Below are 17,337 nucleotides of genomic sequence, written 5' to 3' on the forward strand. Positions count from 1 at the left end.
AAGATGATTTTCAAATATGATTTTGCTGTTATACTGCTACCATCTCTCTAATCTGTATTGTTTTGAGTCATTATGAATAAGAAACTTTTAATTTGTGGTGCAATTGCCACTGTACTACTTGTATCAGCTTGTGTAAAAAAAGAAGCACCGAAAGAAGATGAGCAAGAAATTGAGACCACTCAAACTACAAGCTCTGAACCTGCACAATTCGAAAACTTACCAAGTGCTGAACAAAATGGCACGCAACAAGTTGAAGCACCTGCGCAAGTTGAAATTGAACGTACTCAAACTGAAAATACGACCACTGAAATTCGTCGTGAAACACATGAAGTACACGCTACAACACAAAATCAATCAGCTGAAAGCAAGCCTGTTGAAGAATCTAAGCCTGCAAAAGCTGAATCAGTAAAAACTGAGACAACTCAAGCCGCTCCAAAAGCAACCACAGGTGCTGCGCAGTCTGAAGATGATGCTGTTGCTGCTGCGATTGCCGCTGCGACTCCAGCTTTGAAAAATTAATTTTTAATTTTTTAATAAAAAAACCAGTCATGATTGGCTCAGGCTGATCAGTAAAAAAGTATTTTGCTGATCCTAATATAAGAATCCCCCCTAACCCTGAGCCATATATTGCGCAAGGAAAAGAGGGGAAATCTTTGAGAATTTAAAATTATCTTAAATTCCTTATGTAGGAGTGCGACTCATCCCTCCTTTAAAAAAGGTGAGGAGCATGCTCCGCAAGGGAGAGGTTTTTCAAATGCCTAATGGATTGTTTTTCAATTTATTCGCTGATCAAACTGATGCTCAAATCAAAAATTAATACTGCTTTAAAAAATCCGCAATCAGTTTAGATGCCCACGATTTAGAGTTTAACCCCTCATAAAAACCACAATGACTTCCCTTCTTCGTGGTGACAACCATAATATTATCCATCTGCTGGATGGTTTCTTTGTAAGGTTCTAAATTTCGAATTGAGCATACTGGATCATCTTCCGCATTTAAAACCATGAGCGGAATTTTTATATTTTCAAGAACATAGATCGGGTTTATGGCTTGATCATAACTTTGATAATCTGCAAAACCTGCCATTTGAAAATAAGTACTTTGAAATTCTTGTAAGGTCTTTGTCGCCAGCACCTGTTGAACGGACGCAACAGCATTCCATGTATTTTTATATGGATAAACAAAGGCTTTGAATAACTTTTGAGTCATCATTTTGCTATAAAAAGGATGTACATTTTCAAAACCTGTTTGTGTGTTATAACCCGGACACATTGCAAAAGCGGCTTTAAAAGGGGTATCTACACCTTGCTCGCCCAAGTAACGGACCAATAAACCAGTACCAGCCGATGAACCAACAGCATAAAGCGTAGATTGTGGGAATATTTTTTGAATATAGGCTAATTGCTCTTTTAAATCAGACGTTGATCCAAAAATCGACATTTGTGGAACAGGCATCGGCAACCCAGCATGACCACGGCGTAAACACAGCGCAATTCTCCAACCTGTATATTCATGTAAATCTTTCACCAACTCACGCATACTTTCAGGTGTGCCTGTAATGGTATGCATCACTACAATCGTTGGTGTTTCTTTGGGTAAATCATAACCATACCAAGCGATCGCAGTAACACCACCATCTTGCATCGTCAGTTGTTCAATACGGTCATATTTCAGTTTAATTGTTTTCTTTTTCACCACATCAAAATAAATTAAATGGATGTGTTGATTACTGAGCCACGGTGTAGGTCGGTATTTTTGTTGTAATTGAGGGAGTTTATCTACCAAATCTTTAAATTGCCCTTCTTGGTCATAGTACATTTTAGGCAGTTCAGCACCAGTCACTTGATCCAATATAGATTGAGCCAACTGATTGAATTTATTGATGATTGACATGATATGACTCTCTATTCAACACATTTAAAACAATTCAATTACAAAGACTAAAGTAAAGACACATTCACATTAAATGATCATCCATTTAATTGTAGTTTTGTAGTGAAATTTGTTTCTAACCATTCATAGTCAATGATTAGAAACACTTCATATTGATTTAAAAAATAAAATTTTTAAATGGAACACCATTATTTAGGCTTAAATGCCGCCATACGTTGTCCCATTTGTGCAGCCAAAGCTTCCAAGCCACTTTTTGGACGTAACATCACTTCAAAATCAACGATTTTACCTTGTTCATTAAAACGAATCATATCAATCCCTTTTAATTTCTTTTCGCCAACATTGGCAGAAAACTCAAGTACCACACTTTGCTGATCTTCCGTGTAAAACTCACGGTGATAGGTGAAGTTTTCAAAAATCTGAATCACATTACTTAAAATAAAAAATACAACTTGTTTGCCTTCATATGGGTTATAAGCCACGGGTGAACGAAAAACCACTTCGTCTGCCAATAACGCATTGAGAATATTCATATCACGGCTTTCTATCATAGTGTGCCATTTTTCGAGTGAAGCTTTTGTGTTGATGTAACTCATTTTTATATCCTTATTAAATCAAAATATTCACACCAAGATTAACGCAATGAATGCTTCTTTTCCTTCAGGGATGAGGAATATAGTTCCGCAAAAGGATGAGTGGAAAATAAAATTTAGAACAACCTCTCCCTCACCCTGAGCCATACATGGCCTAAGAAAAGGAGAAAAAATTTGCATCTCAACTCATCATTTAATTCTAGATACTCCTCCCTTTTTTAAAGGAAGGTTGGGAGGGATTATTATCTCAAAAAACCTCTCCCTATCCCTCTCCTAAAAGAGAGGGAATCCATTAAATTTTCTAAATTTTCAAAGCGAATTGTCTTGGCAAATAAAATTAAATCACAGCGGCCAATTCAGCACCTTGACGGATCGCACGCTTAGCATCTAACTCGCCTGCTTCTTTCGCACCACCAATTAAGTGTACAGATTGACCATCAGCTTTTAATTGATCGAACATCGCTGTGTAAGGCTCTTGCCCTGCACAAATCACCACATTATCAACATCAAGGATCATTGATTTGTCACCCACAGTGATATGCAAACCTTGGTCATCAATTTTGTCGTAACTCGCGCCTGGAATCATATTGACATGACGGTGTTTTAAACCTGTACGATGAATCCAACCTGTTGTTTTACCTAAACCCGCTCCAACAGATGATGTTTTGCGTTGTAAAAGATAAATTTCACGTGGAGATTGCTCAACTTCAGGCTGTTTCAAACCACCAACATGTGCATAAGAAGTATCAATCCCCCATTCATCGTAGAATTTTTGAGGATTCAAGCTACCACTCTCACCTTCGTGAGATAAATATTCAGCCGTATCAAAACCAATACCGCCTGCACCAATGACCGCAACTTTCTGGCCAACAGGTTTACGCTCACGTAATACTTCGATATAAGTCAAAACTTTAGGATGATCTATACCTTCAATATCCAAATGGCGTGGTGTCACACCTGTTGCCACCACGATATCATCAAAGTTTTCTGCACTTAACTCTTCATAAGTTGCAGTATGGTTCAGCACTAATTTAATCTTAGGCTGTAACTCAATTTTACGTTTGAAATAACGTAAAGTTTCATAAAACTCTTCTTTACCTGGAATCGTTTTCGCAATATTGAACTGACCACCAATTTGATTCGATGCTTCAAAAATGGTGACGTTATGACCTCGGTCCGCAGCATAAGTTGCAAAGCTTAAACCTGCAGGACCTGCGCCAATCACTGCAATGTTTTTAGCAACTGCTGATTCTTTAAAAATCAGCTCAGTTTCGTAACATGCACGTGGGTTCACTAAACACGTTGCGATTTTCATTGAGAAAATATGATCTAGACACGCTTGGTTACAGCCGATACAGGTATTAATTTCATCTGCACGACCTTGTTCAGCTTTCAAAACAAATTGTGAGTCTGCAAGCATTGGACGTGCCATAGAAATCATATCTGCATCACCTTGCGCTAAAACATGTTCAGCCATTTCAGGTGTATTGATACGATTCGAAGTGATTAAAGGAACATTCACAGCACCTTTTAATTTTTTAGTCACCCATGTAAATGCAGCACGTGGTACTTTAGTCGCGATGGTTGGAATACGTGCTTCATGCCAACCAATACCTGTATTGATAATGGTTGCACCCGCTTTCTCAATTTCTTTAGCAAGCTGAATGACTTCTTCTAAAGTTGAACCACCTTCAACTAAATCCAACATTGAAAGACGATAAATAATAATGAAGTTTTCACCCACTTCTTCACGTGTACGTCTTACAATTTCAATTGGGAAACGAATACGGTTTGCATAACTTCCGCCCCACTCATCATCACGATGATTGGTACGTGCAGCAATGAATTCATTGATCAAATAACCTTCAGAACCCATGATCTCAACACCATCATAGCCCGCAATTTGTGACAATTTGGCACAATTGGCAAAGTCTGCAATAGTCTGTTGAACTTCTGCAGATGTTAGTGCATGTGGTTTTACAGGATTAATCGGTGCTTGAATTGCAGAAGGCGCAACATTTTCAGCCTGATAAGAATAACGACCTGTATGTAAAATCTGTAAAGCAATTTTTCCCCCTGCATCGTGTACAGCCTGCGTAATCACTTTATGTTTTTCAGCTTCTTCCAAAGTGTCCAACTTAGAACCACCGTGAAAAGTCACACCATGGTCATTGGGTGAAATACCACCTGTAACGATCAGTCCAACACCACCAGCAGCACGTTCTGCATAAAATGCAGCCATACGATCATAACCATCTGGAACCTCTTCTAGTCCAACATGCATTGACCCCATCAATACACGGTTTTTTAGTGTGGTAAAGCCCAAATCTAAAGGCGCAAGTAAATGCGGGTAATTAGACATATATACTCCTTGGCGTGCTTCCGCTGGCTGGTATTTTTAACAAGTTTGACGAATATGGTTAATGCAACAAGTTGCATAGTTTTTATCTTTATAATCGAGATTTGATTTTTATGCAACATGTTGCATAATGACTCCACATCCATTTTATTTGCGAACTATTACCGAAATGTCATTAGCCCATGTTTTATTGACAAGTTTGATTGAAAAACCCAGTACAGGTTTTGAACTGGCTCGCCGTTTTGATCGCTCGATGGGTTTCTTTTGGAATGCAACACACCAACAGATTTATCGTGAACTCAACGGTATGCAAAAAAAGGGCTGGATTTCAACTTTAGAAGATCAAGCAGATACTGGACGTAAAAAAACCTATCAAGTTGAACAACTTGGTCGTATTGAATTAACCGAATGGATGGTAAAACAAGGTCAGCCTGCGCAACTTCGTGAAGAATTGATGGTACGTTTACGCATAGAGGCACAGTTTGGTGGAAATTCTGTATTACCTGAACTCGAGCGTCATCTCAGTTTACACCGTGAAAATTTAAAGCTGTATCAACACATATTTGCCAAAGATTTTGCACATACCGATGCTCAAGATCGGACTTTATATATTCACAAAATGATTTTACAATTGGGAATTGACTTAGAAAATGGTTGGATTAATTGGCTAAATCAAGTCATTCCACAACTTAAAACATTTGAAAATCAAGAAAATAGATAAGGAATGCTATGCCATATTATACGATGCCTGATGGTGAGCTTTTATTTGTCCGAGAAATTGGTCAAGGTGAACCCGTACTCGTACTTTCAGGTTTAGGTATGCAAAGTTGGCAATGGCTTCCCTTTTTATTACCCAATATAAAACGCTATAAATTTTATATTCCAGATTGGCGGGGTTTTGGCGGTTCACGTGATTGTAAAATCCCACACGATATCGATGCGATTCAAAACCATTGGCGTGATATAGACAGCTTAATTACACAAATCAAACTAAAAGACTTTATTCTCATGGCCTATTCCATGGGTGCAACCACAGCAATGCATGGCATGCAGTATGGAAATTTACAAGATAAATTAAAGGCTTACCTACACATCGACCAAACACCCAAAATCCCGACTGATGATACATGGGCATTTGGATTATTCGGAAATAAATATTTTAAATTTAAACGCTTACTTGAAGATTTTTCAGTTTTTCTGCATCAATATTCAAATTACCGTTTGGTGGATGACTTACCAATCGCGCCAAGAACTGAGTTGGTTCAAATGTGGGCAAATTTTATTAAATTACAAGGTAGCAACAAAATTAGCCCTTTTATATTTAATTTGGCATTGAAACACCAGCAATTACAAAAATTTTTACTCCCCAGCAGACGTTTAGATTACCTCACATGGTATATCGATAATTACTTAAATCATGATGAAGATTATCGTGAAGCGATTGCAAAGCTAAATTGCCCAACAACATTCTTTATTGGTGAGAAATCGACCTTGTACCCTGCAGCAGGTCAAATCCAAATTTCAAACAGTATCAATCATGCAGAAAATATTATTTTCAAACAATCAGGACACACACCATTGATTACTGAACCTTTCAAATTTAGTCGTGAAATTTCTGCATTTTTAAAGAAAATAAATTAGTTCAATACGGCTTATTTATTCTGTCGTTCTTTAAACTATAAAAAGCAAAAATTGCTTAAAAATAAAGCCACTACTTAAAGTTGGTTTAGCATGCAACTCGCCTAAATAATACTGGCAAACCGTGTTTTATTTCCAATGTTCACAAATCAATCATTCATTCACGCATCTACTCACTTATAAACTTGCTTATTTTGAATATTTATCAATCTACTTATCTAGAGTACACAAAGAAAATTATTAAAGAATTGATTAAAAACTACCTATAAATTAAAACAATTCTCATATTATGAAAATAAATACAAGAATAGATCTGCTTTATTTTTGAGGAAAATATGTTTTAAGCTGTATCTTTTTGTTCCAAATAAATAAGCAATAACAATTTGATCCTAAAATAAAAAAAGTTTGAAAAATCACTTTCATTTTCAAAGCACACAAGATTTATCACAGTGATAAGGATATTGTATGAGTGAAACACATAGCTATCAGCCACATGAAAAGCGTGATCGCGTCATGGCCATTGTGGGCGCTGCTTCGGGGAATTTAGTCGAGTGGTTTGATTTTTATATCTATGCCGCATTTGCGATCTATTTTACACATGCTTTAACTGCCCCAGACATGAGCGACTCATCAAAAGCAATTTATGTATGGGGCGTTTTCGCTGCCAGTTTCTTTATGCGACCTTTGGGCAGTTGGTTATTTGGCTGGATTGGAGACACCTATGGACGTAAAAAGTCCATGATTATCTCTATCACTTTAATGGCGATCAGTTCTTTTCTTTTTGCAGCATTGCCAACGTATGAACAAGTCGGTATGGCCGCACCGTTTCTACTCCTTGCTGTTCGTTTATTGCAAGGGCTTTCCGTAGGTGGTGAATATGGAACAGTAGCAACTTATATGAGTGAGGTCGCACTGAAAGGACAGCGCGGTTTTTATGCTTCTTTTCAATATGTGACATTATCAGGTGGACAGCTTTTAGCCAGTGCACTTGGGGTCATCATGTTGGCATTTATGTCGAAAGAGCAGTTAATGGATGGGGGTTGGCGTATTCCATTCATTATTGGTGGGGTTGTTGCGATTTTATCTTTCTTTGCTCGTCGTCATTTGAAAGAAACACTACCTGAGGATGAAGGTCAAAAAGAAGGTTCAGGCAGTTTAAAAGCGTTATTTAAACACAACTGGAAAACCTTCCTTTTGGTGGTTGGTTATACCTCTGCGGGTTCACTTTGTTTTTATATCATCACGGTTTATTCAAAAACCTACATCACCAGTTTAGGTTTTGATGATAAAACTGTGGGTTATATGATGACCATTGCACTCTTTGTATTCATGTGTGCTCAGCCTTTATTTGGAATGCTTTCAGACCGCATTGGACGCCGTGCTTCGATGATGCTGTTTAGTATCACTTGTGCGATTTTTATCTACCCAGTGATGGTGATTGCAATGCCGTACTTTCATGGCTCGGCTGTTATTGTGACTTTGTTATTGATATTTCTGATGTGCTTGTTGAGTTTTTATACCTCAATTAGTGGCTTGGTTAAAGCAGAAATGTTCCCGCCATATATTCGTGCTTTAGGTGTCGGTTTTGCTTATGCAGTAGGGAATGCAATATTTGGTGGTTCTGCACCTGCTGTTGCCTTAAAGCTGAAAGATTTAGGTCATGAAAATACATTCTTTATTTATGTGATAGTTATGCTGATTATTTGTTTGTTCTGTAGTATGCAGCTGCCAAAACAGCCTAAATATCTACATCACGATCATTAATTTCATACTGATCTAAATGCACTAAAGGTCTGCTTATGCAGATCTTTTTTATTTATCGAATATAAACCTAGGTTGAATATATTAAGCTTTCGGTCGGAATACTGAATTGATGAGCTTGTAAAATACTTTCATATTTATTTTAACATTAAAGCATATAGTTGTTTATTTTTACTTTAATATTACACAAAAATACCCTACTATAGATTAAAAAACCCCAACCCTTTACTAAAAACAAATCAATATAAAACAAACCAGTTAAACATTATTTAAAAATAAATTTTTAAGCAATTAAATTATAAACTCTTATTATTTATAACATTTTAGATCAAGCTATCAATAAAATATATTTTGATACACTTTATTTAAATACTTTATTTTTTATTTCCACACTTAATGTTATCAATGAAAAATATAAAAGTAATAATTATATAGATGTTACGCACCTCACTCTTCTATATTGTGATTTGCATAAAATTGAAAACACAACATTTTGTGTTACCTACCCTCAAAAATTGGGTTACCGCGTAACATCAGTTATATAAATTAATTTCAATAAATTAAAAGAGTAACCATATGAAAAAACTAATATATCTTGGATCTTTAATATTTCTTTTTTTAAGTTCATATTGCTATTCGTATGTTGAAGATGAATGTGATTTAAAAAAAACTATTTGTATTTTTCCTTACAAAAAGAAGATTCCATATAGTTACCAATGGCAAAACACAAATACTTTTGATCCCTATTTCTACATAAATCATTATAAAAATCAAAGAGATGACTCTATAGAAGATGCTTTAGCATTTAGAGAATTATTTGTATTACCTTGGGATGAAGATGGTGGTAGTTTAAATATTAATTATGATTCAGGAGTTGAGACTGAAGAATTCATAAAATATAGCTGGATTAAAGGAAATCGTGATATTTACAATTCTTCTGAAGAAGAAACATTAATGAAAGTCAAAGAAGAATATGAATGTGCAAAAGGTTTAGATCGTATTTACTTTAGAATTCAACCTCAAACACCAAGTTTTATGTGTGCAAAGACAAAACCTATGGGTTGTTCTGCAGCTGTTGGAAATCCATGTTCAGTCGTATCAGGAAATAAGTTTTTAAAAGAAATTGACTGGAAAAGTAAATCTAGCCTTCTACAATTTTATCGTACATATAATAGCCTAAATTCTGACAAGAATATTAATGATATTGGTTATGGTTGGTCACATAATTACGACTATCAATTTAAAGTAGTTACATATAATGGGTTTGTTAATTTTACTTTAAAAAGGCCTGATGGAGCATTAATAATTGGAAAATTCCCTAATGAACAACCTTTTCTAACGCCTATAAAAATTAATAACTACTTGACCATATATAAAGAAGAAAATGAATGGATTGTTTTTGATCAAAAAAATAACACTAAAGAATTTTATGGATTATCTAATGATGATTTTAAAATAAATAAAATTACGAAAAATAATATTACTATATTTAATTTCTCCTATATTGGGGGAATTTTAATAGAAGTAAAAGACCATTTTAATAGAAAAATAACGTTTACATATGATAATAATTTAATTAAATCTATATTACTACCTAATGATAAATCAATAACATATGATTACGATCATACAAAAAGGCTAATTAGTATTTCAAAACCTGGTTATGGAAAAAGAAAATATGAATATTTTGAAAACGGAATACTCTCTTATAATACTAATCTTTTAACCAGTGTTATTGATGAGAAAAATAAAGTTTATGCTCAATATTATTATGATGAATATAGTAGAGGGATTGGTACTAAACACGCTAACAACTCACAAGAATACAAGTTAACATATTATGACAATTATACTGAAGTAATTGATCCTTACGGTACAAAAACGATTTACAATAGAACGTTTGAAGCAGGCAACCCACTGATATTAAATTCAGAAAAAAATGGGAACCCCGATAAAAATAATACTTATGATCAAGCTGGTAACATCACCCAAAAAACCGAAAAAGGCTTAACAACCAACTATACCTATGATCTTTCTAGAAACTTAGAAACCTCCCGTACAGAAGCCATTGGAACAGCACAAGAACGCAAAATAGAAACCACATGGCATAGTGATTTTCCTAAACCCACTGAAATTAAAGAATCTTCTAGTGGGCAAGTTTTACGTATAACCACGCTTACTTATGATACCAATGGCAATACTTTAAGCAAAACCATTACAGATCCACAGACTTTGGAAGCGCGTACATGGTCGTATGAATATAATTCTTTTGGGCAAATGACCAAACAAACTCGCCCTGATAGCACTACAACCCTTTATCAATACGATGACAACGGCAATTTAATCAAAGCTACGGAATCGAATGGTCTAATAACAGTATATAATGCATACAATGCCAGTGGCCTACCTACGATCATTCAATCCAATACAGGAACAGCCTTATATCTTCGATATGATGATGCAGATCGAATCATAGAACAAAAGCAAACGGTAAATGCAACTTCTCTCACTCGACAACAAAGTAATAGCGGATTGTCATGGTGGCAACAACTGGTCAATGCAGCGTATTCAATGGTCGGTGCCGCAGCACCCTATCCAGAGTCTGAAATCACCTATATAGCAACAGCCCAGACTTTAGCTACGCAAGATGCCATCACTCAATACCAATACGACCCTCGTGGCTTGCTTGTCGCAACTACTTTGCCTGATGGTGAACGGATTGAATACACTTATGATGACGCGCATCGTTTGACTGAAATTAAAGACCAGTCAGGCAATCGAACGGTTTATACTTTAAATGCCAATGGTGATATTACTCAAACTGAGGTTTACGGTGCATCGGGACAGCTAGAGGTCAAGAATCAGCAAGTTTATGACAACTTAGGTCGTTTACAAAAAACACTGGGAAATAATCAACAAAGCCAAACCTTAGCCTATGATAGTTATGATCAAGTCAGTTCAGATAAAAATGCACTGAATCAAAGTTATAACTACAGCTATGATGTTTTAGGTCGCCAAATTAAAGAAACTGACCCTTTAAATGGAAGTAGCCAAACTGAATATGATGCTCTAGATCAAATTAAAAAAGTGATTGACGCCAAAGGGGGTATGACAAGCTACAAATACAATGCTTTTGGTGAAAAGATTGCTCAAAACAGTCCTGATACAAGTGATACATATTATTTCTACCAAGATGGTCAGTTACGTAAAAAAATACATACTCTATTCTTTAAACATCTTTATGAATACGATGCTCAAGGACGTATGATTGTACAAAAAGATCAAAAAATAACGGGTAATGATCAATATGAGCAAACTAATTTCGTTTATGGTCCGATAGGTGTTAATCTTGGAAAATTAATTGCCGCCAAAAATAAACGCTCAGAAACATATTTGAATTATAACAATTTAGGTTTAGTCCGTCAAAAAACCGTGAAGTATTTGACTACACAGCAAAGTTCAGCGCCTACGTTCAAAGTTCAGTATAGCTATACTTTAGGTGGAAAATTAAAACAACTGGCTTTACCAAGTGGCAATATTGTCAATTATGTCTATAACACAACAGGTCAATTGACAGGTATTGGTTTAAATGATCAGTCCTTTATTCACAATATTCAATACAGTGCCAATGGTTTAAAGGGTTGGGTGTATAGTGGTGTCGGTGATTCGGTTCAGTTTGCTTATGATCTAGATGGGCGTATCACTCGAATCAATATGCCGAATGTATTTGATAAGAATTATAGTTTTGATTCCGCAGATCGTATTTTGTCGATTACCGACAGTTATCAAAGCTTGCTGAATCAGAGCTTTAAACATGATGCTTTGAGTCGTTTGACTGAACAAATGACTGCCGAAAAGACTTTTAAGTATACTTATGATCAAAACAGTAACCGTTTAATGCGTCAGACTGTACAAGGAACAACAACCAATACTGAAAATTATACCATTGCCAGTAATAGCAATCGTTTAACTAATATTCAGCAAGGTAGCAGTAATAAAGCGTACCAGTATTTGGCAACGGGTCAAATCACCAATGATGGTGTGCGTAGTTATACTTATGATGCTCAGGGTCGTAGTGAGAGTATCAGTCGTTCACCAAATACGATTTTAAATGCTTATGATGCTTTTGGTCAGCGGATTCAAAAGTTTAGTACGACCGCAGGAAGTCAGTCACAGACGTTGTTTGTGTATGATGAAAATGGGCAATTGTTGGGTGAATACTCGCCTGATGGTAAGGTGATTCGTGAGTATATTTGGTTAGATGAAACTTTGGTGGGGCTGAGAAGTTACCAGTATCCAAATGAAATTTTACGAGTGCATACCGATCATTTGGGCACGCCTAGAGCGATTAGTAATAACAGTAATCAGGTTTTATGGAGATGGGATGGCGATCAGTTTGGGGGTGTGTTACCTACAGGAACACTCACCTTCCCGATTCGTCATGCAGGTCAGTATTACGACCAAGAAGTTAATTTGTTTTATAATTATTTCCGTGATTATGATCCTATTACAGGAAGATACATTGAAAGTGATCCAATCGGACTGGATGGTGGGCTGAATACTTATGGGTATGTTGGGGGGAATGCCTTACATTTAGTTGATCCTAGAGGTTTAGCAATGGCATTACCAGCTGGAGCTGGTGAAGCTTTAAATCTTGCGTTAGCAATCGGGCTCATTTCTAATATGCCTGATACAAAACCAGTCCCTAATGCTGTATTTAATCAAAGCCCCGTTAGAGGATCAGCAGAAAATAGTCTCATCTCATGGCGTCCTAACCCATTCAATAACCCACAAGATAATTGTAATCAAGCAAGACAAAAAGTAAAAGAACTAAAAGAATTACAAAAATGGCGGAAAAATGATATGAATAATAGAGGCAGAAATAATTCAGCAAAAGGGCTAACTGTAACTGACTCATATAGGTCACATAGCATAAGAGCTAATGTTAATATTCAAAACTCTATTGATCAGCTAGAACGATATATTAGAGATTTCTGTGATCCAGAATGCACACCTACTTAATCGAGATATGTATGGAATCCAATCAAAAAGATTTATTTAATAAAGTTTGTTATCTACAAGGATATCTCGACTGCCTAACGAATATAGATTCAGATTTTAAAGGTTCCTTTTCTCTGCATTTATCCTCAATAGACTTAAAAGAATTCCTTAACACGGTCTTAACTTATGAATATGAAGATAATTTTGAAAAAAATATAAGCTCTTTTAATTGTGATAAAAAAATCGAAAAAGAAGAGTATTCGTATGAATTTATAGAAAATTTTTTAAATAAAGAGTTAATTTTAAAACCTTTTGATAATTTATGTTTTAGTAAAGAGAAAAAAGATTACGTAATTTACAACTTTATGGAGGAGCTAAGATATATTCTTGATGAAGAACTCAACATAGAAAAACCAATAGAATATTGCAGTGGATTAACTAAAACATCATTTTCAAACTTAGGTGATGAAAAAGAAAATATTTTATTTTTTTCTACAAAAGTTATCAATTTTCATTTGAATGAAAGTCAATACTTTACAATGGTTTTAAAGAAAAATGTAACGTCAAAATAACTACTTTAGAGACTATGATCCTATTACAGGAAGATACATTGAAAGTGATACAATCGGACTGGATGGTGGGCTGAATACTTATGGGTATGTTGGGGGGAATGCTTTACGGTTTGTTGATCCTTATGGGCTTGCCGCAAAAGGCGCAGCTCTTGGCGGTGCTATAGGTGCAGGTATTGGTGGAGTTGTAGGTGGTGTAGGCGGTGGTTTTGGTGGCGGTGCAGCATGTACCCTTGTCGCTCCCGGTGTTGGAACAATTGGTTGTGGCGGTGCTGGCGCAGTTTCAGGGTCAAGTTCGGGAGCAGCTATAGGTGGTGCAATTGGAGCCGCTGTAAGTTCAGCTGTAGAAGATATGTGTTTCAGAGATAATCCAATAGATTGTAAAAAAGAAATTGAAGCTTGTACACAGATTTGTCGTAAAGCAAAAGGAAGCGATGATCAAAAAAATATTTGGGGTGGTTCTACAGGAAAATGTATGAGAGGTTGTGTATCAGCAGGTTGTGGAGGAAATAAAGTTGGAAAATAATATCGAAATCATAATTGATGAAATTCTAGATTTGAGATGCAATGACAACTTTTTCGAGGCATATCAATTATCATTAAAATTAATAGATAAGCATTATGATTTATTTAACTTTTATATTGCGAGTGAATTAGCAATTGAATTAAATGAATTTTATAGCGCTATAGACTTATGTACAAAACTTATTCAAGCCTCACTTGAGCAAAATGATAGTTGGTATTTATCAGTTGCATTTTTATTAAGAGCTTATAGTTATGCAAAAATTGGGAATTCCGAAGGCGCACTAGCTGATTTAAATATGCAAATATTAAAAGAAGACTCTGATGAGAGTGTCTTTTGGCTACAAAATCATGATGTTATTACAATTGATACAGTAAAATCATTAATTAAAAAATAATATTTATCATGTTTGCACTGATCACTTGGATATACCGCGAGCAATCAGGTTTTATGAAGATGGGACGGCGATCAGTTTGGGGATGTGTTACCTACTGGAACACTCACCTTCCCTATTCGTCATGCGGGTCAGTATTACGACCAAGAAGTTAATTTGTTTTATAATTACTTCCGTGATTATGATCCTATTACAGGGCGTTATGTAGAGTCAGACCCGATTGGTTTAGACGGTGGGTTAAATACTTATGGGTATGTTGGAGGGAATGCTTTAGGAGCTGTTGATCCTACTGGTGAAGCTATGGTACTTCCTGCTATTGGTTTAGGTGAAACCATTAATTTAGGTTTAGCAATTAGCTTGATCTATAATATGCCAGATACCTCTGATAATGCTCCTGCTGTTAATTGGCCTAAAAAGAAACCGGGTAAATATGTATGTCATTGTAGAGCACAAGGAACAAATTGCGAGGGGCAACGTGCTTATGGTTCTGGGATTGGTGTGGGAAATACGATAGCTCAAGCTAAAGCAATTGCTGTAAAAGCAGCTGTATCAAGTTTACCTCAAGGATTTAGCAATATTCATCATGTTGCCTGTAAGTGTATGACGCCAAAAGGTGAAAAAAGAATCCCACATAGTGATTGAGACCAATAATGAATAATCGAAATGAAATTTTGAAAGATTTTCGTGAACACTATAATAGTGATTGTAATATAAACTTTCGTAGGCTTAAGAAAATAATTAAGCCATTAATTAATATTCGTGATCCTGAAGCTTTATTACTATTTAGTATGTTATTAAATAATAATGATAGTAACATTAAGAAAAGGTTATCATTGGAGTTAAATGAGGAGGCTGCAAGACTAAAATTTCCGCCAGCCCTCTCGGCTCTAGCTGAATGGTATTATAATGAGGGTAACTATGCTAAATGTTACCCGCTATATCAACAAGCAGCAGATATGGAAGAACCTCATGCTTTATATGTGCTTTCAACAGCTTACAAATTAGGAATAGATGGATTTAATAAAAATATAGAACTTGCTAATGAATATGAAGAACGTGCAAAAAAAGCAAAAAAATGGGATTTTCTTGAAGGATACAATGATAAATTTATTTTATATGAGCCTATATTTGACTAAAAATATTCCGATTGGAATTAAATATAACTAGGCGAGTTGAAAGAAACAACTATTTCATATCATATATGATCCATTTATCTAAATTATCAGTTTCTAGATACGCTTCCTACAGGAACGCTCACCTTTCCAATAAGACACGCTGGTCATGAGGAGGGATAAAACAAAGCAACGCTTTGTCCCGACGCAAGGCGAAGGCTATGCCTGAGTAATGATGCGGAAGTTGGTATATTCTACAATTACTTTAGAGATTATGATCCTATTACAGGAAGATACATTGAAAGTGATCCAATCGGACTGGATGGTGGGCTGAATACTTATGGGTATGTTGGGGGGAATGCTTTACATTTAGTTGATCCAAATGGATTAGCAGCAGCATTGCCACTCATAGGTTTAGGTGAAACCATTAATTTAGGTTTAGCAATTAGCTTGATCTATAATATGCCTGATATAGACTCTACTCCTCAAAGTAAGCCTGCAAAATGTGATCAAGAGCCTGATGATTTATGCGAACAACTTGCTTTAGCCGAAGCAAAAGCTGGAGCAGGTTATCAAATTATGCATGGGGAAAAAAATGGGTGACGAACCTCGACTAATTGCCCATTATGGAGCTGGTCCGTGGATTAAAAAGGAACATAAAAAAACATGTTATAGTGGTAGACAGAAAGTTATACACTATTTCCACAGTTTGTCTAGCCGTAAAAATATTGAACTGAAATTTAAAAAGCGCTAATAAGGATTTTTAAATGTTTATAGATAATCTAAATATACGATTTAATATATCTAGTTTTATGTGCAATGACCTATGTTTAAAAGATTTTGAGCAACTATTATATAATAGTACTCAAGAATTTGAAAATGAAATAGGAGAAGATAATTATTTAAAGCTAATTAGCATAGATTTTATAAATACTTCAATTTTTGAAGTACAGGAGGTTATATACAATTTCAATATTGATAATATTTATTTTGATCAAGCTATTTATATATGCACTAAATTCAAACTAGGCTTAATATCATTAACAGATACCTTTAACTTTTTAGATATTCTTAATGATAAAATTTCATTAAAAAAAAATTTAGAAACAGATGTTTATACAAGCGAATTGGGGATTGATACTACAGGTTATAGTAGTGAAATTAATAGGTTAGGTGAAGAAACATATAGATCAGGTGCCACTAAGGAAATTCAAAAATTACTAAACTATATAGATGAAAATCAAACTGTTACTAATTACTTTGAAATTGAATTATTGAATAAAAAAATTTAATTTTAGAATTATAACCATCCGAATGAAGTTTTACGTGTACATACCGATCATTTGGGTACACCAAGAGCGATTAGTAATAATAGCAATCAGGTCTTATGGAGATGGGATGGCGATCAGGTTGGGGATATGCTTCCTACAGGAACGCTCACCTTCCCGATCAGACACATGCAAGGCATGAGGAGGGATAAAACAAGCAACGCTT

Annotated in this window: 15 protein-coding genes and 1 pseudogene; 13 read left to right on the forward strand and 3 right to left on the reverse strand. The window is 35.4% G+C overall.

Going from position 1 to position 17,337, the window contains the following annotated elements; all coding sequences use genetic code 11:
* Positions 1 to 72 precede the first annotated feature (72 nt).
* Positions 73 to 519 carry an internalin gene (locus D7V20_RS00965; protein WP_120382486.1) on the forward strand — a complete coding sequence of 149 codons (447 nt, stop codon included), beginning with the start codon at positions 73 to 75 and terminating at the stop codon, positions 517 to 519.
* Between the two features lie 294 nt (positions 520 to 813).
* Here the strand turns inward: D7V20_RS00965 and D7V20_RS00970 are convergent, their stop codons facing one another.
* From D7V20_RS00970 to D7V20_RS00980, 3 genes are all read right to left on the reverse strand, one after another.
* Positions 814 to 1,893, reverse strand: a complete 1,080-nt coding sequence (locus D7V20_RS00970; RefSeq protein ID WP_120382487.1) for a YheT family hydrolase — start codon at positions 1,891 to 1,893, stop codon at positions 814 to 816.
* 188 nt (positions 1,894 to 2,081) lie between these two features.
* The gene (locus tag D7V20_RS00975; RefSeq protein ID WP_120382488.1) at positions 2,082 to 2,489 is read right to left on the reverse strand and encodes a nuclear transport factor 2 family protein; all 408 of its coding nucleotides are present in this window, start codon (positions 2,487 to 2,489) and stop codon (positions 2,082 to 2,084) included.
* A gap of 334 nt (positions 2,490 to 2,823) precedes the next feature.
* Positions 2,824 to 4,848, reverse strand: coding sequence for an NADPH-dependent 2,4-dienoyl-CoA reductase (locus D7V20_RS00980; RefSeq protein ID WP_120382489.1), 2,025 nt, complete (start codon positions 4,846 to 4,848; stop codon positions 2,824 to 2,826).
* A gap of 166 nt (positions 4,849 to 5,014) precedes the next feature.
* Between D7V20_RS00980 and D7V20_RS00985 the strand changes: the two genes are divergently transcribed.
* The 12 genes and pseudogenes from D7V20_RS00985 (at position 5,015) to D7V20_RS01035 (ending at position 17,135) form a co-directional block, all read left to right on the forward strand.
* Complete coding sequence (locus D7V20_RS00985) at positions 5,015 to 5,566, forward strand: PadR family transcriptional regulator (RefSeq protein WP_120382571.1); 552 nt, start codon at positions 5,015 to 5,017, stop codon at positions 5,564 to 5,566.
* 8 nt (positions 5,567 to 5,574) lie between these two features.
* Positions 5,575 to 6,486: an alpha/beta fold hydrolase gene (locus D7V20_RS00990; protein WP_120382490.1), complete on the forward strand. Its 912-nt coding sequence runs from the start codon at positions 5,575 to 5,577 to the stop codon at positions 6,484 to 6,486.
* Positions 6,487 to 6,948: 462 nt separating this feature from the next.
* Positions 6,949 to 8,247, forward strand: coding sequence for an MFS transporter (locus D7V20_RS00995; RefSeq protein WP_120382491.1), 1,299 nt, complete (start codon positions 6,949 to 6,951; stop codon positions 8,245 to 8,247).
* 573 nt (positions 8,248 to 8,820) lie between these two features.
* Entirely contained in the window at positions 8,821 to 13,266 is a 4,446-nt protein-coding gene (locus tag D7V20_RS01000) for an RHS repeat-associated core domain-containing protein (RefSeq protein WP_120382492.1), read from the forward strand.
* An 11-nt stretch (positions 13,267 to 13,277) separates the two neighbouring features.
* Positions 13,278 to 13,817 (forward strand): hypothetical protein, encoded by a 540-nt coding sequence (locus tag D7V20_RS01005; RefSeq protein WP_120382493.1) that lies wholly within the window; start codon positions 13,278 to 13,280, stop codon positions 13,815 to 13,817.
* Positions 13,818 to 14,166: 349 nt separating this feature from the next.
* Positions 14,167 to 14,340 (forward strand): hypothetical protein, encoded by a 174-nt coding sequence (locus D7V20_RS20075; protein WP_171407718.1) that lies wholly within the window; start codon positions 14,167 to 14,169, stop codon positions 14,338 to 14,340.
* Entirely contained in the window at positions 14,330 to 14,734 is a 405-nt protein-coding gene (locus D7V20_RS01015; RefSeq protein ID WP_120382494.1) for a hypothetical protein, read from the forward strand. The genes D7V20_RS20075 and D7V20_RS01015 overlap by 11 nt, the downstream gene beginning before the upstream one ends.
* An 84-nt stretch (positions 14,735 to 14,818) precedes the next feature.
* Positions 14,819 to 15,373 (forward strand): RHS repeat-associated core domain-containing protein, encoded by a 555-nt coding sequence (locus tag D7V20_RS01020; RefSeq protein WP_120382495.1) that lies wholly within the window; start codon positions 14,819 to 14,821, stop codon positions 15,371 to 15,373.
* Between the two features lie 8 nt (positions 15,374 to 15,381).
* A complete protein-coding gene (locus tag D7V20_RS01025) occupies positions 15,382 to 15,867 on the forward strand; it encodes an SEL1-like repeat protein (protein WP_120382496.1) in 486 nt (161 codons plus the stop codon).
* Between the two features lie 201 nt (positions 15,868 to 16,068).
* Positions 16,069 to 16,221 (forward strand): annotated as a pseudogene (locus tag D7V20_RS20390) (RHS repeat-associated core domain-containing protein); the annotation flags it as partial.
* Positions 16,222 to 16,242: 21 nt separating this feature from the next.
* Entirely contained in the window at positions 16,243 to 16,446 is a 204-nt protein-coding gene (locus tag D7V20_RS20080) for a hypothetical protein (protein ID WP_235831580.1), read from the forward strand.
* Between the two features lie 164 nt (positions 16,447 to 16,610).
* Positions 16,611 to 17,135, forward strand: a complete 525-nt coding sequence (locus tag D7V20_RS01035) for a hypothetical protein (protein ID WP_120382497.1) — start codon at positions 16,611 to 16,613, stop codon at positions 17,133 to 17,135.
* The last annotated feature ends 202 nt before the right edge of the window (positions 17,136 to 17,337 follow it).

The sequence above is a fragment of the Acinetobacter rongchengensis genome, from assembly GCF_003611475.1.
GTDB lineage: Bacteria > Pseudomonadota > Gammaproteobacteria > Pseudomonadales > Moraxellaceae > Acinetobacter > Acinetobacter rongchengensis.

Coding starts and splice junctions, on each gene's coding strand:
- D7V20_RS00975 (WP_120382488.1), bottom strand. CDS start 2,489: ATGAGTTACATCAACACAAAAGCTTCACTCGAAAAATGGCACACTATG.
- D7V20_RS00985 (WP_120382571.1), top strand. CDS start 5,015: ATGTCATTAGCCCATGTTTTATTGACAAGTTTGATTGAAAAACCCAGT.
- D7V20_RS00995 (WP_120382491.1), top strand. CDS start 6,949: ATGAGTGAAACACATAGCTATCAGCCACATGAAAAGCGTGATCGCGTC.
- D7V20_RS01005 (WP_120382493.1), top strand. CDS start 13,278: ATGGAATCCAATCAAAAAGATTTATTTAATAAAGTTTGTTATCTACAA.
- D7V20_RS20075 (WP_171407718.1), top strand. CDS start 14,167: ATGTGTTTCAGAGATAATCCAATAGATTGTAAAAAAGAAATTGAAGCT.
- D7V20_RS01035 (WP_120382497.1), top strand. CDS start 16,611: ATGTTTATAGATAATCTAAATATACGATTTAATATATCTAGTTTTATG.
- D7V20_RS00990 (WP_120382490.1), top strand. CDS start 5,575: ATGCCATATTATACGATGCCTGATGGTGAGCTTTTATTTGTCCGAGAA.
- D7V20_RS01000 (WP_120382492.1), top strand. CDS start 8,821: ATGAAAAAACTAATATATCTTGGATCTTTAATATTTCTTTTTTTAAGT.
- D7V20_RS01025 (WP_120382496.1), top strand. CDS start 15,382: ATGAATAATCGAAATGAAATTTTGAAAGATTTTCGTGAACACTATAAT.
- D7V20_RS00965 (WP_120382486.1), top strand. CDS start 73: ATGAATAAGAAACTTTTAATTTGTGGTGCAATTGCCACTGTACTACTT.
- D7V20_RS00970 (WP_120382487.1), bottom strand. CDS start 1,893: ATGTCAATCATCAATAAATTCAATCAGTTGGCTCAATCTATATTGGAT.
- D7V20_RS00980 (WP_120382489.1), bottom strand. CDS start 4,848: ATGTCTAATTACCCGCATTTACTTGCGCCTTTAGATTTGGGCTTTACC.